Raw genomic sequence first — 24,241 nt, 5'->3', positions numbered from 1 at the left:
TTTTTAGTCCTGTTTATAGAAGATTATGTCGGCTCCGGTAAAATCGAAGTCGAAAGGTATGTGAAGAAGCCCGTCGAGCGCGGCCTTCAGGCGGCCGTGGTTTTGGGGCTCCGCGTAAAAAAGCATGAATCCTCCGCCGCCGGCGCCGAGCAGTTTTCCGCCCGCCGCGCCGTTTTTGAGAGCTTTGGCGTAAATATCGTCTATGAACGAATTACTTATTTTCGACGACAGATTCCGTTTTATCTTCCACGTCTCGTCGAGCAGCCGTCCGAAATCACCGAACGCGAGCGGCGACGACGTCAAAACGCCGTGGGCCTCATCCACGAGAGATGACATTTCGCGCAAGTCCTTTGACTTGGCGTCTATGTTTCTGATTTGCTCCTCGGCGATGTCCGACGCGTTTCTGGCAATGCCCGTGAAAAACAGCATAAATTTGCTCTGAAACTCCCGCAAGGCGTCCTTAGCTATTATCACCGGAGAAACGACTATTTCGCCGTTGGACAAAAAATCTATCTTGTTAAGTCCTCCGCAAGCCGCGAAAACCTGATCCTGCGAACCGACGTTCTCTTTGATTATGTCCTGCTCCACGTGAATGGCCTCGGCGTAGAGGTCTTCCCTGGATATCATATTTCCGTCCATGGCGTGCATGGCTTTAAGCAATCCGACGGTAAAAGCGGAACTCGACCCCATTCCGGAACGCGCGGGAATATCGCTGTCGTGATGTATCGAAATGCCCGACTGATAGTTTCTGTAACGGAGCACTTCCCTGACGGCCGGGTGCGCTATCTCGTCTATGGTTTTTGCGTTTTCGAGTTTTGAATAAACGATTCTGTGCTTGTGCTCGAAAAACGGCGGAAGTTCGCGCACTATAAGATAACAATACTTGTTGATTGCCCCGCCGAGCACTTTGCCGCCGTTTTTAAGATACCACGCCGGATAATCCGTGCCGCCGCCGAAAAAAGAAATTCTGTGGGGTGTTTTTGTGATAATCATGAATGCCCCCTGTCGGCGCCCGTTTCCATCGGAGGTGTGGACGCGCGCTCCAGATCGTTAAGCCAATTTTCCGCGTCCCTCAATTCTCTGGCGACCGGCATAAACATAAGACGGGCGACGCGAAGTTTCCTGTAGAGAAACCGCGGAATTTTCAAAAATACTTCCGGCACGAATGTCAAAGGATAAAGAATTCTTGCGCGGATCGGCGAATTTTTTATTTGACCGAGGCACTCCCGCGCCTCCCTTCCCATACCTTTCTTAAAATAGACGACCGCCTGCGCGTAAAGAACGTGATCTTTAAGAGGTATCTCCACGTCGGGCGGCGGGGAGGTCATATCGATTATCTGTATATTTTCGGCCAGACAAGAGTCCCAGTTTGACGTAAGAGAAATTTCGTGTATCCTGTATACCGCCAAAGGTTCCGGAATATATCCCACCGGATATTTTCCTACGACGCGGGCGAAGTATTCGGTATCGGCCAGATGTACAAGTTTTTCGTTATAGTATCCCGCGTCCTTTACGGCCTCGCGCTTGAGCGCCACATTTGTGGTCACGTAGGGCAGCCAACGGTTGGACACGGCGGCCCACGCGCCAAGATGTCCGTGCGGAATATCGCGCCGTCCGCCGCTCATTGTGGCAAGCACCTGTCCGTGCTGCTCGAGGAAACAGTCGGAAAAAATAAATCCGTCGTCGGGCAGGGCGATTGCGTGAGCCCGGAACCGCGCGAGACGCTCAGGCAGCCAGACATCGTCGGAATCCAAAAAAGTGACATAATCGCCGGACACTTTGTCAAGAAGACGATTTTTGCAATACGGATAGCCGTGATTCCCGTCGAACCTGACGAAATTCCATCCGGGACGCCGGAAACTTTCAAAGACCCCGGCGGGATTGTCCGACGAGCCGTCGTCGGCCACAAATACTTCAAAATCTCCGAAGGTCTGCCGCCGAAGCGATTCGAGCGCGAAGCGCATAAGGCCGGCCCTGTTATAGACCGTCATAATCACGGAGAAAAAAGGCCGGCTCATTTCATCATCCTTTCTTTGATACCGGCAAGAAGCGCCGAATCGTTGAATATCACGCGCACCGGCTCGTATGAATATACCGACGACGCCGCGCGAGCGGCAAAAGCGGGAAGTCCTTTGGATGCCAGGCGGCGGCGATACAATTCTTTCTTGCGCAGCCGCTCGGCGCGCTTGGCGTATTTAAGCATTCGGGCGCGGGCGGCGGCCGGAAATTCTTTCGTCTCAAAAACCGGCACGTTCATATTTGAATGGATGTTGTTAAGATAGTATTCCGGCGGATAAAGGAACCGGCCCGCCTTAGCCACCGTATCAAAAAGTTCCGTGCCCGGATAGGGTATAAGATTGAAATAATGCGCCTTGTCCACGGGATATTTGGCGGCCAGCGCTATCGAGGCCATAACGTCGCGCTCCGTCTCTCCGGGAGAACCTACCAGAAAATACAAATCCACGTAATAACCGATCTCGACTGCGTTTTTTATCGCCTCGTCTATTACCGCCACCGGTTCGGATTTTTTGAGCGCTTTCAAAACTGCATCGCACCCCGACTCCACGCCTATGCCGACATACCTAAAACCCGCGTCATACATCGTTTCAAGCATTTGCCTGTCGGTCTTGTCGGCCCTTATGCCATTGGGCAGGCCAAGCGTAATATCGCTGAAACCGGCGCGCTTTATTCCCTCGCAAATCTTATAGACCCTGTCTTTTATGAGCGTAAAATTATCGTCTACGACGGAAAAATTTCTGTAACCCTCGGCGCGCCAGTGGGATATTTCACTGACCACGCTGTCGGCGCCGCGGCACCTTAGTTTTCTTCCGATGGCCGCGTTGACCGGACAGTATATGCACTCGTACGGACATCCGCGCGACGTCACAAGCGGTATTACCCTGCGTGAAACGGGAGAATTGCCAAGGGGATAATTTTGCCGCTCAAAAGCGCGGTATCTCGGAAAAGCCAGGGCGTCGAGATCGTCGATAAAAACAGCCGGCGGCGCCGAGCGAACCGCGGAATTTTCTCTGTATATCAGTCCCTCAATCTTGGAAAAATCCTCGCCGCGGCAAAGTTTAACAATGCTCCGCTCGCCCTCGCGCACCATACAAAAATCCGCGGACGGGCATTCCTCAAGAAGTTTACCGCGAAATACCGACGCGTGCGGGCCGCCCACTATTACCGGCACGCCGAATTCTTTTTTCAGCCGCGCTACGGCGGCATACGCTTCGGCGTAACGATAGGTAAACATGCTTATGCCTATCGCGTCCGGTCCGAAATCCCGAATCTTGCGGCGCAACCGCCCGAATCCGAAGCCGAGCGCCATATCGTCGACGGCGCACGCGACGCCGGCGTCTTCCAGCGCCTGCGCTATATAGCCCATCCCCGCGCGAAGAACCGCCCGTTGTCTGAACAAACTCGTCTCGTGCGATATCAGGTTGGCCAGAAATACCCGCGAAAACCTCATTCGTCCTCTCGCAGAGAGCCGCGCGCAAATCGCCGCGGCAAGTTAACCCCTGTTTTTATAAAACTCTTTTATTTTGCTTACGACATATTCCTGCATTTCGGGCTTGAGTTCGGGATAAACCGGCAGAGCCAGAACTTCGGCGGCGGCCTTCTCCGACTGAGGGAAGTATCCCGGTTTGCCTCCCAAATGCGCGAAACATTCCTGCAAATGAAAGGGCATCGGATAATAAATATCGTTGCCGATACCGCTGCCGTCAAGGAATTTTTTAAGGTCGTCTCTGGAGCGAGCCCTGATCATATACTGATTGTAAATATGGTAACGTTCGGGTCCGCCGGCCTTTTTGTAAACTGCCGCGGGCGGAGTAACTTCTCCCGACGACACCAGCCCGGCATCGGCGAACAATTTATCGTAACGCCGCGCGTTTTCCTGCCTGGCCGATGTCCATCCGTCGAGATACTTGAGTTTTACGTCGAGCACGGCCGCCTGTATGGTGTCTATGCGAAAATTTCCGCCGATCAGCGAGTGATAGTATTTTCTGACCGCGCCGTGGCCGCGCAACAATCTGAGTTTGTCGGCCAGACCGGCGTCGTCGGTGGTGACCATTCCGGCGTCGCCCATCGCGCCGAGGTTTTTGGACGGGAAAAATGAGAAACATCCGTAATCGCCCAACGCACCCGCGCCGCGACCGTCTCTGTACCGGGCACCCAGCGACTGCGCCGCGTCCTCAATGACGGCAATTCCCCGTCCGCGGACCGCCGATGCTATCTCTTCCATATCCGCGCACTGCCCGTAGAGATGAACGGGTATCACGGCCTTGGTCCTGGATGTTATTTTGGATGCGACCAGACGGGGATCGATGTTGAAAGTAACGGGGTCTATGTCCGCGAAAACCGGAGTCGCGCCCACGCGAGATATGGCTCCTGCCGTGGCGAAAAACGAGAAGTCCGTGGTAATCACTTCGTCGCCCGCGCCGACTCCGGCCGCCATAAGCGAAATAAGAAGCGCGTCGGTTCCCGACGACACTCCGACGGCGTGCTTCGCCCCCGTATATTTTGCCGCCGCAACTTCGAATTTTCCCACTTCCTCGCCGAGAATGAATTTTTTTGAATCGTAGACCTTTTCGATGGCCGCAAAAACTTCCGCGCGAATAGGTTCGTACTGCGGGGCCAGATCAAGCATCGGTACTTTCATTTATCCTCCTAATCTTTTCAGGCATTATGACGAGACCGTTGAAAAAACCGTAACTTGTCATTGCGAACTCCCTCAGAGAGTGAAACAATCTCTTACACGACGATGATACCGAGATTGCTTCGTCACTTCGTTCCTCGCAATGACGGCCAAGTGAAGTTTTTCAACAATTTCATGACAACAATGATTTTAATTTTCCGAGAACGGCTATTTTTTTAAGCGCGGACTCGCCGGAAACCTGACGGGGCATATTGCCCATCAGCGTCTCAAGAGCGTCCTTTATGCGGCGGAGTTCGCCGACTTTTTTTGATATCCGGTCGCCCGAACGTCCGTTGCCGGAGAGCGATTCCCACTTCCCGAGATTATCGCCGAGTTCCGAAACGATTTTTTCAAATCTCATGCGCAAACGGGCGTAGACGAGGCCGACCACGTCGTCGTCGGCGGCGTAAAAATCTTTTCTGGAACCGGGTGTCCAACTTTTTTTCACGGCGCCCCAGCGTTCGAGTTCCCTGATGTTTATGCTGACGTTCCCCTTGCTGATGTTGAGCGACTTGCAGATGTCGTCCAGCGACATCGGCTCGCCCTTAAAAAAGAGCAGGGCGTAAATCTGCCCGACAACCCTGTTGAGGCCAAGCGAAGAACCCAGCCGCGAGACGGTGTCGATGAAGTCGTTTTCGACGGAAGCAAGCTTATCCGGCATAATATCTCCAAAGCAGCGTTTCGTTGTTTCTAAACGTTCAGAACATATTATATATTAAAAAAAACGCGGGGTCAAGGTTTTTTTTGACGGGCCGAAAGCGGGGCCAGTCAGGGAGAACTCCCCGAAATTTCCCGTTACATCGCCATATAAAGCTTAATGTATGATTCGGCCGTCTTATCCGCTCCGAAACGCTCGATGGCCGTCCGGCGGGCGGCGGCGCGAGAGGCAACAACAACGCTTTCGGGCATAGCCAGAACGGCGCGAAGTTTAGCGGCGAAATTCTCAGCCGAGGGCGCGGACAGAAAGCCATTGACTCCATCGACGACGGCATCGGCCGCGCCGCCAACATCGGTGACTACGACCGCAAGGCCGCAGGACATCGCCTCCAGCATAGAGTTCGAGAGGCCTTCGGCCAGCGACGGCAGAACGAAAAAGTCCGCCGCGGCCAAATATCGTTCGACTTGTTCGGACGGCGGCGCGAAAATCACGGACGACGCGAGCTCCGGCGAAGCCGCCGCGACGGCGCGAAGATTTTTCTCCAGCGAGCCCGCCCCCGCTAAAATGAGTTTAACGTCGGGAAAACTTCCGACGATAGCCGGCCATTCGGCCAGAAGACCTTCCAGTCCTTTTTGTTTTTCAAACCGGCCGGTGAATATCGCCGCGCGGCCTTCGCCGGACATTCCCAGCGCGGCGCGGGCCGACGCCCTGTCGTCCGCGGACGACGGGGCGAATCTTGAAGTATCTACGCCGTTGGGAATGATTGTCAGACGGTCCCCGCGAAAACCCGCCGACAGCGCCTCGGCGAACACATCGGAACCGGGGCATACGAACATGGCTTTCGAGCGCTTCAGCAGGAATAACTTGATCCGCCCGAAGACGGTTCGCCGCGACGTCGCTATGTCCCCGTACTCGCCCGAACATCCGAGTTTTATCAAAACTTTTTTTGCGGTCAGCCGCGCGGCCGCGACGGCGGCAAGCGCGGGCGAAGACGCCAGCAGAACGTGTATTACGCCGAAATCCTTTCTTTTTGCCGCAAGAAACAAAAATGACGACACCAGAAACCGCAGGGACGATGACGACGCGATTCTGTGAACATCCGCCCCCCCGATGATTTCGCGGCGCGGGAGTTTCGCATCATACGCCTGCGTGCAAACCGTAACTTCGCGGCCTTGCGCGGCAATTTTCGAGGCGAGAAGCAGTCCCTGCTTTTCGGCCCCGCCGACATACGGATGGAATCTGGCCGAAAGCAGACACACCCCCGGCGAACTTCCGAGCCGCTGAAATCCCGCCCGTCGGGCAAAACGGATTTTAACGGCAGTCCAAACGCCCAGCGCGGCGTCGCGAAAAGATATTTTTTTTCCGTCTCTTATCGTCCTGGGATTGTAATTTATAGGAAGTTCGAGAATGGAAACGCCTCGGCGAAAAATTTTAGAAGTTATTTCCGCCTCTATCTCGAATCCGCGCGACAAAAGGGAGATTCCGTCGAGAACGGAGCGTCCGAACAGTTTTCTGCATGTGTAGGAATCCGTGACTTTCCTTAGAAAAAGCAGCCCGATGATACCGCTCATAACTCTGTTGCCGAGATAATAGAGCGCGTATATGACGGGATTTTTTTTGAGGAACCGCGAGCCGTATACCGCGAGCGCGGCGCCTGCGGCGATGGGGGCGGCGAGGCGGGGAATATCGGCGGGGTCATATTCAAGATCCGCGTCTTGAATCGCTATTATGTCGCCCGTCGACGCGGCAAGGGCGGTTCTGACGGCGGCGCCTTTGCCCATATTGCGGGCATGCCGCAAAATTACCGGTTTATCCTTGCCTGATAAGCCGCTAAACGCGGAAACAAAAGCATCGTAGGTGCCGTCGACGGAACCGTCATCCACGATTATGATTTCTTTTGCGAAGCCCGCCGAGGCGAAGTCGGCCGAGATCACGCCGCGCAGGGCGGCGGCGGCGGTTTTTTCTTCGTTATAGGCGGGAATTATCACCGTAATTTTTTTCATAAAAGATTTTCCGGCGGCGATACGGCGGACAACTTAACGGCCGCCGCAAAAACGAACGATATCACAATAGCCGCCGAGATGGCGCTGATACACACGCCGAAAAGAAGCGAGACGGGCATAAAAACCATAATCATCTTTCGTGAGCCGGACGGAATCTCGATGGCGCGGAATATGCCGCCGGCGCGGCGGACGGGCGACGGTTTGCCGTCTATCCAGGCGAGCCAGCCCGGATAATATGTTTCACCCAGCGCCAACGTGCCTTCGGACGCATTCTCGAAAGCAAGCTTTATTTTTTCACGTCCGAAACTTACGATATCGACGGAGGCGGAAAATTTGTTTGCGCCGCGCGATTCGCCCTGAACGACTATTTTATCGAGCGGATTCGCCGAGGCGGGATCAAAAAACGGGTAATTCCTCAGTTCTATGGTTTCCACGCGGCGCGGAACGAATACCGCGGGACTGAAGGTTTTCTTTTCGTACATAAACACCCGTCCGGACGATTGCGGCAACATCCTGGCGGCGGGAATGTTCAGGGTAGTCAAAACATATTTCAATCCCCATCCGGGAAAATCGTTTTTGTAAATGTCGGCTGCGGAGGATGCGGCCAGAAATGTCGACGGACGGCGGCTCGGCGGACGGTAATACGAATAAAACATCCTGTAATAATCTCTTAATATGAGCGCGTCGTAGCCGTTGGCATTGCGCAGGCGGGTCATCATAGATAAATTCGCGGGGATTTCGTCGGTGGTGAATATCCGCTCGCTCGCGCCGACTACGGCGGACGCCGGCGACGCCCCCCACGATAGTTCCACGGGACGAATAAATCTGATATTCCAGAAAACAAGTTCTGCGCATACTATCGCGGCGACGGCAAACCCGGCTCCGCGGCTCCTGAACATCGAGACGGCCATCGCCGCGAAAAATCCCGACGATACGAGCGTCAGAAAATAAAATCTCGACGGAGTTCTGAAATATCCCACAAACGGCGCGTGCTCAAAAATAAATCCGAATCCCGGAATATTGAAGCCGAACGCCAAAACCATTCCCAGTAAACCCCAGGCCGCAAATACAAAAGCCGGACCGCTTACACCCGCCGTTCGTCCGAAAGCGGCTTTAACCGACAACACCGCGCCGGAGAGCGCCAGCAGCAATCCGGAATATCCCATAAAAAGATTTTTCCGCTCAAAGAAATGCGAGTAAGAAATCGCAAGCGGGCCGTCGAGAGGATTTCCCCACTTCCACGGCGCGACCAGCGAAATAAAATCTCCGAACGACTGCGAAAACGCGCGGGCAAGGGGACGCCACGCTATTGTTTCGGCCAGACGTCCGAACTCGGCGGAGGGCAGATACTGCGCGGCGCTCAGACCCGCAAAAAGCGCGGCGACAAAAATCAGGCCTTTGCGCGACGCGGCGCCGGCGACGGCGAAAATAACCCCTACGACCAGAATGGACATAAAAACACCCTGAGGATGACCGCTCAGGAATTGAAAAGTCAGCGCCAGAGACATAACACACAGCGACACCGCCGACGGAGAACGATTCTTATCGACAGCGGTTTTTACGGCCAGCGCGGAAACGGGCGCCACCCACGCAAAACCGGCAAGGCGGATACTGTGTCCCGCCGTTATCATATATATCACGAAGGACGACAGTGAAACAATGGCCGCGCCCGCCGCCGCCGCGATTTCATCGTCGATAAATCTCTTGTATAAAGCGTAGAGAAAACTCGAAAGCATGACCAGATGAAACAACGTCCAAAGCTTAAATCCCGCAAATGAGCCGAAAAAATAAAACAAAAGATTGCCCGGATAAAAAACTCCGGCCTGCGGATTGGCCAGATGCGGAGTTCCTCCGAAAGTATATGGATTCCACAGTGGGAGATCGCCGGAAATAATGGCCTCGGACGTGAAGTGTTTGAGCGGATAGTAATGAAGATGCAAATCGCCGGCATTGGCGATAAATCCGCGCGATAACAGAACCGGCGATAGTAAAATTGCCGCAAGAAGAGTGAACGTCGCGATAATCTTCATGATTTCATCAACGATGCTTTGCGAAACAGGATAAGCGCCGCGACGGTAACGGCCATTACCGATATTAAAATCCCCAGCCGGAAACTTGCGGGAGCATACAGCATATGAATCGAGCCGGCGCCATTATTCAGCCGCACATTTTTAAGACCTTCCTCTGTTCGTTCCACCGGATGCGCTTTCCCGTCGACAAAAACGCGCCATCCGGGATAATAGTTTTCCGCGTGATGAAATATGCCCGCCGGCAGAAACTCAGAGAAAACGAAGGACACTTTATTTTCCGAAAATTCCGACGGCGCAAGGCCGGTCATTCCGTCGCGGACGGCGGCGGTAAAACCGAAGATGCTTCCCGGTTTCTTCAATCGGTACAAATAAGGCGGCGTCGCCGCGTCTGCGGAAAGAATGTAATGTTTCCGGCGGACGGGAAATTTCGTCGCGCTTAAAATATAACCCGCGCCCAGACGTCTGAAATCTTCCGCGGCAGCGTCGGGCGACGGCCTTGAATATGCCGCGTCCGCCGATTGTTCCGCCGACGAGAGCGCCAGCGGCTCGCCTGTTCCGTAAACATTGGCCACGCCGTACGGCCATGTGACGAAACCTTTGAGAATGGCGCGCGCGCCCTGCCATGCGTCGACGGAAGTACGTCCCGAAACGACGCTGAGTTTAAGCGTCTTCGGCGCGACGGCCACCCGTCCGGGCACCGCTTCCGACCTGACAACCGCGACGGCTTCCGGTGTCCTGTAAAAAAAATCCGCGGGGGCGGTCTGCGCGGCAAACATGCCGCGGACAAAAAGTTCAATCGCCGCGACGGCCGCCAAAACCGCGACGGCCTTTGCGCGTTTAACGGCGGCGGCGCCTTCGGCCGCCAGAACCGCGACGGCCGCGGCGGCGAAGAACATCATCGTCGAAGGATAGCGAAACAGCGCCAGCGGCGCGAATACTCTTCGCGCAAAATCGTACGGAACGGCGAAGGACATCGTCGTGCCGGCGGCAAGGACTATCGGCCAGAAAAACTTTTTCCGTCGCAGGGCGGCGAATATTCCGGCCAGAGCGAGGGCGGCGCCGGCAAATCCCGCGTAAAAAGTTTTGAGCCAGTGGTAACGCGGTCCGCCGTCGGACGAAGGCGTCGCCGCAGGCGCGACAAAGCCCGACAAGTCGCGCCAGCCGATAGCGTGAGAGAGCGCCGCCGGAGCGGCGACGCCGCGCTGCTTGTATACGGCGGAGTTCAGCGTGAGTTCGGCAGTCGGCAAAATCTGCGCGGCGCACAGAAGCGCGAAAGCCATCGAGGCGGCAAGGGCGCTTTTCATTCTGCCGGCGCGAACCGCCAAAGCCAGATACAGCAACGCGGATAAAAAGAACACGGGATAACCGCCCAGAAACGCCGTCGCAAGCGCGGCGGCGGCAATCCACCACGCCGCGCCGATAAGAGCCGCAGGCGCGAAAGACATCGAGGCGGCCGAGGCGTAGGAAAAAAATTCCAGTTTAGTTACGAACCATCCGCCCAGCATCCACACAATGGCGCCTGACATCGAAGCCGCGGCGGAATATCCCCGCCCGCGCAAAAACGCCAGCGCGAAAAAGCCCGCAAGAAACATTATCAAAGGATAGAATATCCTCATTCCTCCGACGGAACCGAACAAATAGAACGGAATCGAGAAAACCGAAAAAACTCTCGATTGCCACGTCGCCAGAAGAGGCATCCCCATATATCCGTACGGATTCCAAAGCGGCACATCGCCGGACTGCGCTATACGAACGACCGTGGCCGTCTGCGGCTGAAAAAAATACGCCACGTCGCGCTGGTACGGATATCTGCCGCCGAAAATCGTCGGGGCAAAAAACGCCACGCTCAGAATGGCCGTCAGCGCGACGGCGGAAACTTCTTTGGACATCATTTAATAGTCCCTGTTTTTATGGACGCCGCGGCGGAGGCGCCCAGGCGTCCGTAGCCGATGGAGCCGGAAGCGACCGAGGCGGCTTCGACATCGCCGGAAAAAATTGCCGTCTCGGCGCGGTAGGCGCGCGCCCAGACGTCGTATTTCACGTAAGAAACCGCAAGAATAAATATCGCGGTTATCAAGCTGGCAACGCGCGGCAACTTATTTATTCCGGTCGCGGCCGCGCCGTCTTCCCGCGTACGAAAAGATACCGACCCGGCCCCCGCGGCTGCAAAAAACATCAGCGGAACGACCGGCACGCTGAAAAGAAAATCGGTCGCCGACGCCGTCGCAATCAGCGTAAAAATCGCGCGAGACCGTGTATCGGTTATATTGCGCAGAATAAAATACAGCAAAATCGCAAGAAGCGCCAGCCCCATCAAGCCCGTCTCAGATAGCATTTCAAGATACAGCGAGTGAGCATAAATACTTTTGAAACCTGCCGCCGTAAATCCGGCGGAAAGTTCCGCAAAACTGCCGGGGCCGTGGCCGAAAACCGGAGAAACGGCGAACATTTTGATTGAGGCGGCGTACCATGCCGCCCTGTCCCAGACGCGCGGCTCCAAAAACTTCCCCATAACCACCGCGCCGGACAAAAACGTTATAACGGGAATCCACAACCTCTTTTTCGACGGAAAAACCCGCGCGAATAAAACAACGGCCGAGGCCAAAAAACCAAGAGCAATGGACACACTGAAAGCAAACGCCGAGGCGGCCATGGCCGCCATATAACACATCCACTCAACCGCGGAAATTCGCGTTTTGGCAAAATCAAACACCGAGAGAGCCGAGGCGAGCATAACTGCGGCAAAAATATTTTTTTTAGGGAAAGTCGCCCACGTGGCGGCGTCCGACGCGCCGGCGCCGAATATTTTTTGGGCAAAAAAGAGCGCCGCGAGAAACGCTCCGAGGCGAAGCGTCGCGGCGAAGAAAATTTTACGTTCCTCGTCGGTAAACGACGCGGCGGCAGCGTAAACGGCCATATACGCCGGCCAGTTGGCGGCCTCAATAAATCCGCGCCACAGTATGCTCTGCGCCCCTAAAAAGACCCTGAGCCAGAGATAAGCCGCAAAAATAAAAAACGCCGCGAAAGCGGCGATAATATTCGACGGGACAAAAGACCTGCGATAAGCCGCAAATCCCAAAGACAAGGCCGCAACGGCGGAAACCACGGCCTGCGCCGGAACGTTCCAAGCCCCGCCGGCGACTGCCGAAAGCGCTATTGCACCGAATACGAGGAAAGCGGCGTAGGGCACATTTGCTCTTAAAAACTCCCGCGGTTCAGTCGGAGAGTATTTGGGGCGTTATGAAAACGAGAAGTTCGGAACGCTCTTTCGTGTCGTAACTTCTGCGGAAAAGCTGTCCGAGTATCGGTATATCTCCCAGCAGCGGAACCTGACTGGCTAACTTCTTGTCCTCTTCTCTTATCAATCCGCCGATGACGACCGTCTCGCCGTCTCTGACCATAATGGTCGTTTCGGCTTCGCGGGTTCCTATTACGGGACCGGCGGGATCCATTCTTATCAGCAAACTCACCTGCGGCAAAACTTTAAGGGTAACCTGCCTGTCGGCGTTTATCGTCGGCTTTACGGTAAGTTTTATGCCTATGTCTATCCACTGAACTTCGGAAGCCACCGCGCCCGCAACGGAACCGAGTTGGGTGGTCTGCTGTATGTAGGGCACTTTTTGTATGACGAGAATCTTGGCTTCCTGATTGTTTAACGTGGTTACGCGCGGGTTGGAAAGAAGCTTCGCCAGCCCCTTGGATGAGATGGCCGAAAGCATAGCGTTAAGCCGCACGCTATCGCTTATAAGCCCAAAACTTATGCCTGCAAGCTGGCCCTGTACCGGCGTAGCCGGAAAGTTTACCCCCGCGCCGCCGCCTGTGGGACCGGTCTCTTCAATGTAAGCCTTACCGGACGGCATACCGTAATAAAGCGAACTCTTTCCGTCCACAGTTACTGCTGCCTGTGTCTTGCCCACATACTGAAGTTCATTGCCCGAAACATTCGAGCGGGCGTATGACCAGTTGATGCCCATATCCAGATCTTTGGTAAGGTTGACTTCCACAAGTTTTGCCTCGATGAGAACCTGATATGGTTTCTTGTCGAGGTCCACTATGAGGCGGGCGGCGTTGTCGAGACCCTCGGGAGTGTCCGTTATTATAAGTGTGTTGGTGCGGGTATCCACGGAGATTATGCCGCGACGGTTTTCCGCCAAACGTATGGAATCGAGTTGGACTTTGACGTCTTCGGCCTTGGCATAATTCAAAGGAAACAGTTTTGTAAATGTTACGGCCTGCGTGCGCTCAAGCGCAAGCGCCTGCGGAGTCATCACGCGCAGAATATTCGTGCCGACTTCCTGCGACACAAGATTTTTGAGCGTAAGCACCGTGGAAAAGGCCTGATCAAACGGAACGCTTCTGAGTGTAATGCTCACCGTGCCGCTCACGTCGGGGCCGTAGATTATGTTGATACCGCTCTGCGCCGAGAAAACTCTCAGGACGTCGCGGATGTCGGCGTCGTTAAAATCGAATGTTACCAGCGTTTTCGGCAACACGGTCTTGGCGGTCTTTGGCTCCTCTTTTTTAACCGACGGCTTCGGTGCGGCGGGCGGCGAGGCCTTTTTGGTTTCTTCTTTGGCGACGGGCGCGGGGGCGGCCTTTTTCGGCTCTTCCTTGGCGACGGAAACCGGTTTCGCGGCGGCCTTTACTGCTTCATTGGGCTTGACTGCCTCGGGAGCGGCCGCTTTTGGAGCGGCGGCGTCTTCTTCTATGGGTACCGCTATCACTTCGACGGTCTTGGACTCCGACGAATCGGAGGCGACGGACGTCGCGGCAGGCGCCGGCGAAGCGGCCGCCTTATCGGAGAGAGCGGCCGGCTTGAAAGTAAGAACGACTTCGTTTCCACGGGCTTTCAATTCGTAACCCGTATCCTGTTTAAGGTCAAGCACCGCGCGCGCGATTTTTATGGGCTCGTTCTGAAATTGACCCGAACGTATGCGCGACACTATGGCGTGGTCTGTCACAACTGTTTCTTTTGTTTTAAGATTATGCTCTATGCCCGTAAAATCTATAACCAGCCGCTGCGGATTCGTGATTTTAAAGGCGTTGAATTTTCCGGGACCGGACAATTTGAAAACGATCGAGCCGGCGTCGTAGGAAAGAGCGTCGAGCGTTTCGTAGGATTTTGTGGCCGCGTTGAGGGCGGCTACAAAAGCGCACAACGCCGCCGCCGCAAAAAGATTTCTTATTTTCATTGTTTTCCTCCGTGCATAAAGCGCTGAAAAATTATTCTCTTAATTTAAGCGAGCGCGTGACTCCGCCAGCCGTTACGACGGCGCTGTCGGTATTTATCGAACACCAGTATCCGGGTATCATACGGCCTCTGGTGTCGTAAAGCCGGCTGCCTTTTATCGTGTAGCCGGCGCCGCCGCCCTCTAAAAGCGCAATTACGTGTGAACCGGCGGTGTATATTCCCTTTAATATAAGTGAGTTTATATTCGGAACTATCAACTCGTCACGCCCGGCCGCGCGCGCGGACGGAGAAAGCGGCACAAAAGGGTCGGCGTATATCTCGCCGCCGTACTCGTGCTTGGGTATTTCGACTTTAGGCGGAACCAGCGACTCTTCTACAACCGTCGGAGGCGGGGGCGGAGGCGGCGCGGAGGCGGTTTTGCTGCCGCCGCAACCAGCCAATAACGCCGCGACCGGTATCAGCGGAAGATATTTAAGATAAAAAAAACGCCCTGATAAAGCCATTCGCGTCATCCCTTGTAAGTATATGCGACTAATTGAAATGTAACGTTGACTGTGTCGTTGATGCGGGCGCCGGATCCGGGCGGCCCTGAAAGCAGCGGCGTGAATCCCAGATTCCGGGCCGATATTATGCGACCGCTCTGAGATATCTCATTTATAAATTTGGCTACGGAATGGTAACCGCCCTTCGCGGTAATGTTGAATACGTGCTCGGTATATTTCTGCTTGTCGGACGCGGAAACCGCGGAAATATTTGTTACCTTGACCTGAAAATTGGCGGCGATGCGGTTTATGGAGCGCAACAGAACCGGCAGTTCCCTTTCTTTCGGCAGATATTTTTCAAGATCCTCGACCTCAAGTTTAAGATACTCCAGACGTCTTTTGATGCGCGGCATCTCGAAGGACTGCATCTTCAAATTCTGTATCTCTTTATTGAGTTTCTCAAGCTGCTCCGTCTCTTTTTTGATGTTTTTATTCATCGGAGCGATGAGGTAACTTTGCAGCACATAGATTATGCCGACCGCCGCCATCGCTATCGCTATAAGATCCTGCTGCTGTTTTTTATTCATTTCTTTGCCGCCGAAGCGTCGACAGAAGGCGCGAGCGCTCTTTTGTGCGCCGCCTTGAAAGTAAACGTGTATATGGGATTGTCCGCGTCGCCCGTCTGAGCTATGGCGCCGAGTTCGACTTTTGTAATGACATCGGAGGCCTCGGTCGCTTTGACGAGGTCCGCTATGGTGTAGACGTCGAGCGCAGTCGCGCCCATGTTAAAAATGACGGTTTTGTCGGCGGCCATCTGCGTATTAAGCGTCGTCAGCCACATCGTCTTGGGGAAATGCCCGAGCAAATCCTCCATAAACGCGGGATAAACCGTGCGGGTGGTTATAAGATCGTTGATGAGATTTTTCTTGGTCTCAAGCTCGTTGGTGAGCGCTTTGATGGAATTCAGTTCGTTGATAATGGCCTGATATTTGGAATGCTCCGCCTTGGCGATTTTCAAATCGTTCTTGATATTGCCCAGTTTTAAAGTTTTAAGAAAATACTGAGCGCCGAAAAAGAGTACAACCAGGGCAAGCAGTATCTGCGCGAGAGCGATAATCTCGGGATGCTCTCCCTTTTTTATTTTCGACTGCGGTAGAAGATTAATTCTAATCATTTGCCTTTTTTAACGGCCGCGGGCGCCGCTTTTTTGGCGGCGAGGTGGTCTTTTTCCCGTCTCATTGCCAGTCCGAAGGCCGTAACCATCGACGGCTGCATTTTTTCGGGTATGAGGTTGGATCCCTCGCACTGGGCTATGGGATTAAATATCTCCGCGGTGATATTGGTTTCTTTGGAAATATATTCGGCGAGATTCGGAAGGCCGGACGTGCCGCCGGCAAGAAGTATGCGGGAAAACACGGCGTCGGGATTCTGGCCGAGATAAAATTCTATAAACCGGTGTATGTCGCCGACGAGCATTTTGACCGCGCCGTTCAACGCCATAGAAACGCCGAGCGCCTCTTTCTTGTCGTCGGCAAGCGTCCTTTCGCGATCGTCGCCGCTTACAAGAATTCCGTGGTTCATCTTGAGATTTTCGGCGCCCTTGAAATCCACCGTCATCTGACGCTGCACATTTTTGGTGAACTCTATGCCGCCGTAAGCAAGGTCTCTGACCATCTTTACGGTCATATTGTCTACGAGCACCATATTCGTAATCGACGCGCCGATATTCAGTATTACGACCGTCTCGGAAGGTTTTGCGACGGTTTCATACGCGTTATAGAGGGCGAACGCGTTGGCATCCGCCACCACAGTCCTGAGACCCGCGTCGTTTAAGAGCGTTATCTTGGATTCGATGGAATCCTTCTTTACGGCCGCAATCAAAACATCCATCTTTTTGGAATCGTCTTTGGACGGACCCAGAATGTGAAAACCTATCTCGCATTCGTTGATGTTGACGGGCAGAAACGGCTCGGCTTCAAACTGGATTGTCTTGGCCAGTTCGGCATAGGCGAGACGAGGTATGGATATGGTTCTTACGATGAGCGCGGGTCCGTCGCTGCCCGTGGTGACTTCTTTGGGCATATCGCGGTTCTGATTGAGAAAGGTTATGAGTTTGGCGGTATATATGTTTTTGAGTTCCGCCTGCGACTGCTCGAAAGAGGTTTCCAGTTCAAGAGGAAGGTGCCCCCATCCGGCTATTTTGTATTTTGGCCCCACACCGTCGAGATAAATTATTTTGAGGGCGTGCGAACCTATGTCAATGCCGACGGTGTTCGCCGGGCCTTTGAACAGGGCGGATATTGTCTCTATGGCCGTTATACGCATACGGTACGGACTCCGTTAAAGCGTTCGGTAAATCTTAGGGGAAATCAAGGTGCTGATGTTATCAAATTTTTGCCGCTTGTGTCAATCAAACTGTAACGCAAAATGAAAAAGACGGAAACTTTTGAAAAATAAGGCCTTTTCGCCTTTTGCGCGCTGAATAAAGCATCATTGTCCGATGAGTGTAATGTCAACCCAATCGGTCTCTTTTTCGGCTATCACAAACATTGCGTCGCTCAGGCGCTCTACACGCACGAAATAATCCAAAACCTTGTCCACAAACTCGAAATGGCCCTCCACGCGCACCGTGCAGCGAGAATTTTCTTTGAGCGTCATCGCGATATCCTCGAGTTTTTTGAACGACGCCTCCTCAAATTCTCCGTCGACAAATTTTATTCTTTCTACCTGCATAATTCTGGACTCCGGCACCACCGTCTTATGGGCAAACCGGTAGGAAATACCTATGTGATGCGAATATCCCGCATCGTCGACAGGGAGGAATGCGTATTCCATAAGAGCGTTGGAAAAACCCATGGCGAATCCTAAAGAAATATTTTCCGGCGAGACGTTGCGGCCAGGCGGAAAGCGCATGCCCGCGCGAAAGGCCATGGAATTAAGCGGATATATTTTCTCGTCGGGAATTCGATACTCTCCGCCGGCGGTATAAGACACTTTGGCGTCCGCGGGCGAATAGTCCGCGGAAATCTGAGCCAAAAAATTTGCGAAGGGATATGCCGCCCCCAAAGAATACGACGTCGGCAGAGGAAATTTCGCCGGAGAATCCGAATACCCGGCGGCGGGACCGACGTTTCTTGCCAAAGCCGCGACGGCCATACGGCCGGGGCGCCAAAATAATCCGGCGTCCGCGGCGACCGCGGAAAGCGAATATTGCCCCAAAAGCGACGTCGTTATATATTTAAGCGCGACGCCCGCCGATGCGGCTCTCGTCGGCGCCCAGCCGAAAAAACCGGACACTATCGTGTCGCTCTGGAGTTTTTGGGTATAAATCATCTCGGTGACGACATCTTCAAACGGCAGGCGGTGTATATCGACGTCGCCGGCGTCCTGACTGAGCAGCCACGCGCCGGCAGTGAAACGTCCAAAGGCATATTTCCCTCCCGCGTTTAATACCCTTACGCCCAGAGGCGAAGCGTGAAACTTGAAATATGCCGTGTCGGCGCCGTCGAAAATGGCGGGGTTCCCGCCGGGCGCGTAATCAAGCGCGGTCGACGAACCCATGGCATCGGCGCGGGCCGAACCGGAAAGTTTAAGCGCGTCGGCTACCGTCAGTCCCGCCGCTTCCGACGGAGAAATCGCGGCGGCCGCGCAGAAAAACGCGAAGAATACAAAGCCGGCCAACCGGCGAAGATTCATCATCGCATAACCACCGCTTTTTTGACACTATGACCGTCGGGCGTTTTAATGTATACGAAATAAGCTCCCGGAGCCACAACGGCGCCGTCGGAATTTTTGCCGTTCCAGACCCACGCCCTGAGGTCGCCGGCGTAATCGTCGGATCTTTTTTCTTCCAACACTATTTCCCCCGACAGTGTGTATACCCTGAAAAGCGATTCGCCCGGTCTGTTAAGATAGTATTCTATCCTGAGCCACTCGCCTTTATCGGGATAAAAAAGATTATTGAGAGCGTTTACGAAATGAAGCGGCTCGCCTGACAAAGTGGTCGTATCGCCGGTGCCGCCGCCACCGCCCGTGTCGCCTGCCGTGGGAGAAAATTTACCGTTTATGGTGTAATTACCGTCGCCGGTCGTAACGACCTCGATGGTTCCGTCGTAATCGGTGGCGAAAATTCCGCTGCCGTAATGGCCGCCGGGCGCGACGGGATTCGTCTGGGATAAAATATTTTTCAGGCGGTCTATGGTGGCCTGGCGGGGATGGCCGAAACTGTTTCCCAGCCCGACGCCGATAAAAGCGTACGACGGTCTTATGTAGTTCAGGAACGCTTCCGTCGACGACGAATCGCTGCCGTGATGGTGTACTTTGTAGCAGTCGATAGGTCCGGGAATTTTTTTGATGGATGCGGTATTCTGCGCTATGACAGCCCCCTCCAAAGGTTTATAACTCCCGCTGCCGCCGGCGTCGCCGCCGAAAAGAAACGACGAGGATCCGAAATTTATCGCAAATATAAGAGAAGTGTCGTTAGCCGAGGGCGGCGGGTCGCCAAAATAGTCGCCTCTGTGGTGCATCACCATATAGAGCGGCGGATCCGTCGAGGTTATGGAATAGAAAGTCGCCGATGTCGATAGATTGCGCGTTCTGGTGTCTTCGTAAACCGTCGCTCTTGTCTTTGCCAGAGTTCTGAAAGATTCCGCCGTACCCGAACCCACAATGAACGAATCGTAATACTTTCCGACGGTGTAGCGATTGAAAACCGGTATAAGCCCGTAGTAATGGTCGGCATGTGGATGAGACAGAAAAACCATATCAATACTCTTAACGCCTTTGCCTTCCAGAAATCTTATTATCGGGTTGAGTGTAGAGTCGGAGCTGTTCGGCCCGCCGTCGATCAGAACTTTTTTACCGTCGGGAAGTTCTATGTAAGTCGCGTCGCCCTGACCTACCGAAACATAATATACCTTGAGTTCGGCGGCGGCGGCGGCGGCGGCGACGATAAAACGCAAAAACAAGGCGGCGCAGAGGAATCCCGTCCTCAAAAAGACAAAAGCCGCTTTGGAGGCGGCGAAAGGTGCGGCGGGGGCGCGTTTCATTGCAGTAGTTACCGTATGTGTCAGTGGCTCCTTACTATGTCTTTTACTTTCATCAGACGCACCTGGTCGGAACGCTCGTTTTCCGACAGACGCATCGAGATATAGCGAATGGTTTCCGAGAGATTGGGCATTAAAACGTATTCAAGGGCGTTTACCCGCCGGCGGGTGCGTTCGACCTCTTCGGCCAGAAGCATAAGAGTTTTCTCGTCGGAAGCCAGCCGCGCGAGACGCGGAATAAAATCCTTGAAACCCAATAATGCCTCGTCGAGTTCGGCCGGAGCCGAGGCCGCGCTCCAAGACACAGGGTCGCCTTCGACATCTATTTTGTATTCAGGCGCGCGCAAACTCAAAAGCGATTTGGTCGACATCGAGAATTTTACCGCCGCTTCCGAGGACGCTATCGCCGAGACGAACTCCGACGGCGACATCGAAGCGCGGGCGAATCTGAAAGCCGCCATAAGGGAGGCGAACATCTCATCGAGCGCCTCGCGCTCCTTGAAGACGCGCTCGAACATCTCCATAAAAATGCGCATCAACTCGTCGCGTTTGTCTTTAAGAAGCTTATGCCCGCGGCGGGCCAAAACAAGCCGTCGCCGGAGTTTGATAAGCTCCATTCTGTTGGGATTAACGTTTAGACGCATGGTATTTTTTGTCTATTTCCCTCGAATATTTTATCTCAAAATTATTTTTTCAACACCGCGAGCAGGGTGGGCAAGCCCACCCCTACGCGTAGGGGCGACCTTGGTCGCCCACTGTGCTCGCGGTGTTGATCGCGCGAGAGAGGATGTATCTCGCCCGCCAAACGACGATGGGACAGGCAGGGAAACAAACGGGGTTTTGAAAAAACTATTTCATGTACTTATCCATCTGTTCGGGTTTTACTCTCTTTAATTCTTCGCGCGGGAGTTTTTTAAGCAACTGCCATCCCATGTCGAGCGTTTCTTCTATGCTCCTGTCGGTCATTCCCTGATTGACATATTCCGACTCGAATGTTTCCGCGAACGACGCGAATTTCCTGTCCGACTCGGAAAGCGCCGCCTCGCCAAGAATCACGGCGAGTTCCTTTGCCTCTTTACCGCGCGCATAGGCCGCAAAGAGCTGGCTCGTCACATTGGAATGGTCCTCGCGCGTTTTTCCCTCTCCTATGCCTTTATCCTTGAGCCGCGACAAAGAAGGAAGAACGTCGACGGGAGGATAAATTCCGGAACGGTGCAATTCCCTGGCCAGAATTATCTGTCCCTCCGTTATGTAGCCGGTGAGGTCGGGTATGGGATGTGTTTTATCGTCTTCGGGCATCGTAAGTATGGGAAAAAAAGTTATCGAGCCCTTTTTGTTTTTCAGTCGTCCCGCGCGCTCGTATATCCCTGAAAGGTCGGTATACATATACCCGGGATATCCGCGGCGGCCGGGAACCTCTTTGCGGGCGGCCGAAATCTGACGCAGCGCTTCGCAATAGTTGGTCATATCCGTAACGATTACCAGCACGTGCATATCTTTTTCGAAAGCCAGATACTCCGCGCAGGTAAGCGCCACCCTCGGTGTCGCTATGCGCTCTATGACGGGGTCGTCGGCCAGATTTATAAACAGAACCGCGCGCTCGATTGCTCCCGTGGCCTTGAAATCTTTCTGGAAAAAATCCGCTTCCTCGAAAGTTATTCCCATGGCCGCGAACACCACCGCGAATTTGTCGTCGGAATCCGGTCCGGCCTGCGCCGAAAGCACCCGGGCCTGACGGGCAATCTGGGCGGCAAGGTCGTTGTGAGGAAGGCCCGCTCCGGAAAATATGGGGAGTTTCTGTCCGCGCACGAGGGTATTCATGGCGTCTATGGTGGAGATGCCCGTCTGTATGAACTCCGACGGATAGTCGCGCGCCGACGGATTCAGCGGTTCGCCGTTTATGTCGAGATATTTTTCGGCGATGATGTCGCCCGCGCCATCTTTGGGACAGCCGATACCGTCGAAGACCCTGCCCATAACGTCGGGCGACATACCCATTTCCAGGGGCTTGCCGGTAAATCTGACCGCGGAATCTTTAAGATTAAGTCCCATACTGCCTTCAAAAAGCTGCACAAGCGCGCGGTCGCCGTCGACTTCCAGAACTCTGCCGCGCCGCATACCGCCGTCCCTGGTTTTTATGACGGCTATCTCGCCATACTTGATATTTTCGGTTTTTTCGACGACGAGAAGCGGGCCGGCTATTCCGGTTACCGTGGTGTATTCTTTATATGTCATAAACTCTCCCGAAGATTATTTTTAGGTTTTTTCGACGACGCCGGACGCTTCGCGGGCCAACGCGGCCGTTTCCTCGGCGATACGTTTTTGCAGTGCGGCTATTTTCTCTTTCACTTCGGACGCCTTGACGTATTTCATGCGGGCCACGGCTTCTTTTATTTCCTTATGCTCACCGACGGAGCCGCCCGCTTTTACGACATCCAGACGCGCTTTGTAGAAGTTAAGTATCATATTCATCAATAGATTCTGTTTTTCCAGAGAACAGTAGGTGTCCTCGGGATCGAATGCGTGCTGATGCAGAAAGTCCTCGCGCAGCATTTTGGCCGTTTCAAGAATCAGACGGTCGGTGTCCGAAAGCGCCTCTATACCCACGAGACGGACTATCTCTTCGAGAGCGGCTTCTTCCTGAAGTATCTTCATGGCGGAGGCGCGGTGCGCGATGAAATCCGCGGCGACGTTTTCTTTCATATAGCCCGTTATGTTGTCGACGTACAGCGAGTAGGAACGCAGCCACGATATCGCCGGAAAATGTCTCTGGTAGGCGAGTTTGTCTTCCAACGACCAGAAAACTTTCACGATTCTGAGCGTGGACTGAACCACGGGGTCGGACAAATCGCCGCCCGGAGGCGAAACAGCGCCCACGACGGAAAGAGAGCCCGTTCTTCCCTCGGAACCGGCGCAAACTACCTTGCCGGCGCGCTCATAAAATTCCGCTATTCTGCTGGAAAGATACGCGGGATAGCCCTCTTCGCCGGGCATTTCTTCAAGACGGCCCGACATCTCGCGCATGGCTTCGGCCCAGCGGCTGGTTGAGTCGGCCATCAAAGCGACGTTATAACCCATATCGCGGAAATATTCGGCAATGGTTATTCCCGTGTAAACCGAGGCCTCGCGGGCGGCCACGGGCATATTGGATGTGTTGGCTATCAGCACTGTGCGCTTTATGAGAGATTCTCCCGACCGTGGATCCTTAAGATGCGGAAATTCAAGAAGAACGTCGGCCATTTCGTTTCCGCGCTCGCCGCATCCCACGTAGACAATTATGTCGGCGTCCGACCACTTGGCCAGTTGGTGCTGCACTACGGTTTTACCGCTTCCGAAAGGTCCGGGGATGCAGGCAGCGCCGCCTTTGGCCACGGGAAAAAATGTGTCGATGACTCTTTGTCCGGTTATGAGCGGTTCCGACGGAGAAAGTTTTTCCTTGTACGCGCGGCCAAGGCGCACGGGCCATCTCTGGAGCATCTTGACTTTTGCCGAGACGCCGGACGGCGTTTTCACCACGCAGACAATGTCTTCTATGGTGTGGTCGCCTTCCTTTATATCCTCTATGACGCCGGACACTCCGGCGGGAACCATTATCCTGTGAATTACGGTGGCGGTCTCCCTGACTTCTCCTATTACGTCTCCGCTCTCGACGGCGTCGCCCTTTTTCTTTTTGGGAACGAAGCGCCATTTTTTGGCGTGGTCGAGTCCCGGCACGTCTACACCCTTGGCTATCCAGGGACCCTTCTGCGCGTATATAACTTCCAAAGGACGCTGGATGCCGTCGTAAATCGTTCCTATAAGCCCCGGCCCGAGTTCGACGGAAAGAGGACTGCCGACCGCCGCCACTTTTTCTCCCGGGCCCACGCCGGTGGTTTCTTCGTAAACCTGTATCGAAACAGAATCGCCTTTTAGTTCTATGACTTCGCCGATGAGTCCGGAGGCCCCGACTCTGACCATCTCGAACATTTTTATTCCGACGAGACCGCTCGCCAGAACCAGCGGTCCGGAAACTTTTGTTATTACGCCTTCCATATTGTCTCCTGTTTTCAGGATTAAGAATTAAGTCGCCCGCTTCACTGGTAGCGGTGGGATTGCTATCCCACAAATTCGGCGAATAGCAATTCGCCCGCTACAAA

Annotated in this window: 19 protein-coding genes; all 19 read right to left on the bottom strand. The window is 54.1% G+C overall.

The genetic code is table 11. The features are described from left to right. Positions 1–3: 3 nt before the first annotated feature. On the bottom strand, positions 4–993 hold the full coding sequence (locus CVU77_00690) for a kinase (protein ID PKN02352.1): 990 nt from the start codon (positions 991–993) through the stop codon (positions 4–6). After that, positions 990–2,018 (bottom strand): hypothetical protein, encoded by a 1,029-nt coding sequence (locus CVU77_00685; protein ID PKN02351.1) that lies wholly within the window; start codon positions 2,016–2,018, stop codon positions 990–992. Before CVU77_00685 ends, CVU77_00690 begins: the two co-directional genes overlap by 4 nt. Next, a complete protein-coding gene (locus tag CVU77_00680; GenBank protein PKN02350.1) occupies positions 2,015–3,469 on the bottom strand; it encodes a hypothetical protein in 1,455 nt (484 codons plus the stop codon). The genes CVU77_00685 and CVU77_00680 overlap by 4 nt, the downstream gene beginning before the upstream one ends. Positions 3,470–3,511: 42 nt before the next feature. Further along, complete coding sequence (locus tag CVU77_00675) at positions 3,512–4,660, bottom strand: transcriptional regulator (protein PKN02349.1); 1,149 nt, start codon at positions 4,658–4,660, stop codon at positions 3,512–3,514. A gap of 169 nt (positions 4,661–4,829) precedes the next feature. After that, complete coding sequence (locus CVU77_00670; GenBank protein ID PKN02348.1) at positions 4,830–5,357, bottom strand: hypothetical protein; 528 nt, start codon at positions 5,355–5,357, stop codon at positions 4,830–4,832. 134 nt (positions 5,358–5,491) lie between these two features. Next, positions 5,492–7,357: a hypothetical protein gene (locus CVU77_00665; GenBank protein ID PKN02347.1), complete on the bottom strand. Its 1,866-nt coding sequence runs from the start codon at positions 7,355–7,357 to the stop codon at positions 5,492–5,494. Continuing rightward, a complete protein-coding gene (locus CVU77_00660) occupies positions 7,354–9,387 on the bottom strand; it encodes a hypothetical protein (protein PKN02346.1) in 2,034 nt (677 codons plus the stop codon). The genes CVU77_00665 and CVU77_00660 overlap by 4 nt, the downstream gene beginning before the upstream one ends. Next, positions 9,384–11,276 carry a hypothetical protein gene (locus CVU77_00655; GenBank protein PKN02345.1) on the bottom strand — a complete coding sequence of 631 codons (1,893 nt, stop codon included), beginning with the start codon at positions 11,274–11,276 and terminating at the stop codon, positions 9,384–9,386. The genes CVU77_00660 and CVU77_00655 overlap by 4 nt, the downstream gene beginning before the upstream one ends. Beyond that, positions 11,276–12,577: a hypothetical protein gene (locus tag CVU77_00650; protein ID PKN02344.1), complete on the bottom strand. Its 1,302-nt coding sequence runs from the start codon at positions 12,575–12,577 to the stop codon at positions 11,276–11,278. The genes CVU77_00655 and CVU77_00650 overlap by 1 nt, the downstream gene beginning before the upstream one ends. Positions 12,578–12,602: 25 nt before the next feature. Then, complete coding sequence (locus CVU77_00645) at positions 12,603–14,579, bottom strand: hypothetical protein (protein PKN02343.1); 1,977 nt, start codon at positions 14,577–14,579, stop codon at positions 12,603–12,605. Positions 14,580–14,610: 31 nt separating this feature from the next. Then, complete coding sequence (locus CVU77_00640) at positions 14,611–15,081, bottom strand: hypothetical protein (GenBank protein ID PKN02342.1); 471 nt, start codon at positions 15,079–15,081, stop codon at positions 14,611–14,613. 5 nt (positions 15,082–15,086) lie between these two features. Next, a complete protein-coding gene (locus tag CVU77_00635; GenBank protein ID PKN02341.1) occupies positions 15,087–15,647 on the bottom strand; it encodes a hypothetical protein in 561 nt (186 codons plus the stop codon). Then, positions 15,644–16,234 carry a hypothetical protein gene (locus CVU77_00630; GenBank protein PKN02340.1) on the bottom strand — a complete coding sequence of 197 codons (591 nt, stop codon included), beginning with the start codon at positions 16,232–16,234 and terminating at the stop codon, positions 15,644–15,646. The genes CVU77_00635 and CVU77_00630 overlap by 4 nt, the downstream gene beginning before the upstream one ends. Further along, positions 16,231–17,385 carry a hypothetical protein gene (locus tag CVU77_00625; protein ID PKN02339.1) on the bottom strand — a complete coding sequence of 385 codons (1,155 nt, stop codon included), beginning with the start codon at positions 17,383–17,385 and terminating at the stop codon, positions 16,231–16,233. The genes CVU77_00630 and CVU77_00625 overlap by 4 nt, the downstream gene beginning before the upstream one ends. A 165-nt stretch (positions 17,386–17,550) precedes the next feature. Beyond that, positions 17,551–18,756, bottom strand: coding sequence for a hypothetical protein (locus CVU77_00620; protein ID PKN02338.1), 1,206 nt, complete (start codon positions 18,754–18,756; stop codon positions 17,551–17,553). Then, complete coding sequence (locus tag CVU77_00615) at positions 18,756–20,108, bottom strand: hypothetical protein (protein PKN02337.1); 1,353 nt, start codon at positions 20,106–20,108, stop codon at positions 18,756–18,758. Before CVU77_00615 ends, CVU77_00620 begins: the two co-directional genes overlap by 1 nt. A gap of 20 nt (positions 20,109–20,128) precedes the next feature. After that, positions 20,129–20,749 carry a V-type ATP synthase subunit D gene (locus CVU77_00610; protein PKN02336.1) on the bottom strand — a complete coding sequence of 207 codons (621 nt, stop codon included), beginning with the start codon at positions 20,747–20,749 and terminating at the stop codon, positions 20,129–20,131. 205 nt (positions 20,750–20,954) lie between these two features. Then, positions 20,955–22,340, bottom strand: coding sequence for a V-type ATP synthase subunit B (locus CVU77_00605; GenBank protein PKN02335.1), 1,386 nt, complete (start codon positions 22,338–22,340; stop codon positions 20,955–20,957). A 21-nt stretch (positions 22,341–22,361) separates the two neighbouring features. Beyond that, the gene (locus CVU77_00600) at positions 22,362–24,137 is read right to left on the bottom strand and encodes a V-type ATP synthase subunit A (protein ID PKN02334.1); all 1,776 of its coding nucleotides are present in this window, start codon (positions 24,135–24,137) and stop codon (positions 22,362–22,364) included. Positions 24,138–24,241: the final 104 nt, after the last annotated feature.

The organism is Elusimicrobia bacterium HGW-Elusimicrobia-1 (assembly GCA_002841695.1).
Taxonomy (GTDB): Bacteria; Elusimicrobiota; Endomicrobiia; order PHAN01; family PHAN01; genus PHAN01.
The sequence above is the reverse complement of the archived record's forward strand: the minus strand, read 5'-3'. Positions and strand labels throughout refer to the sequence as shown.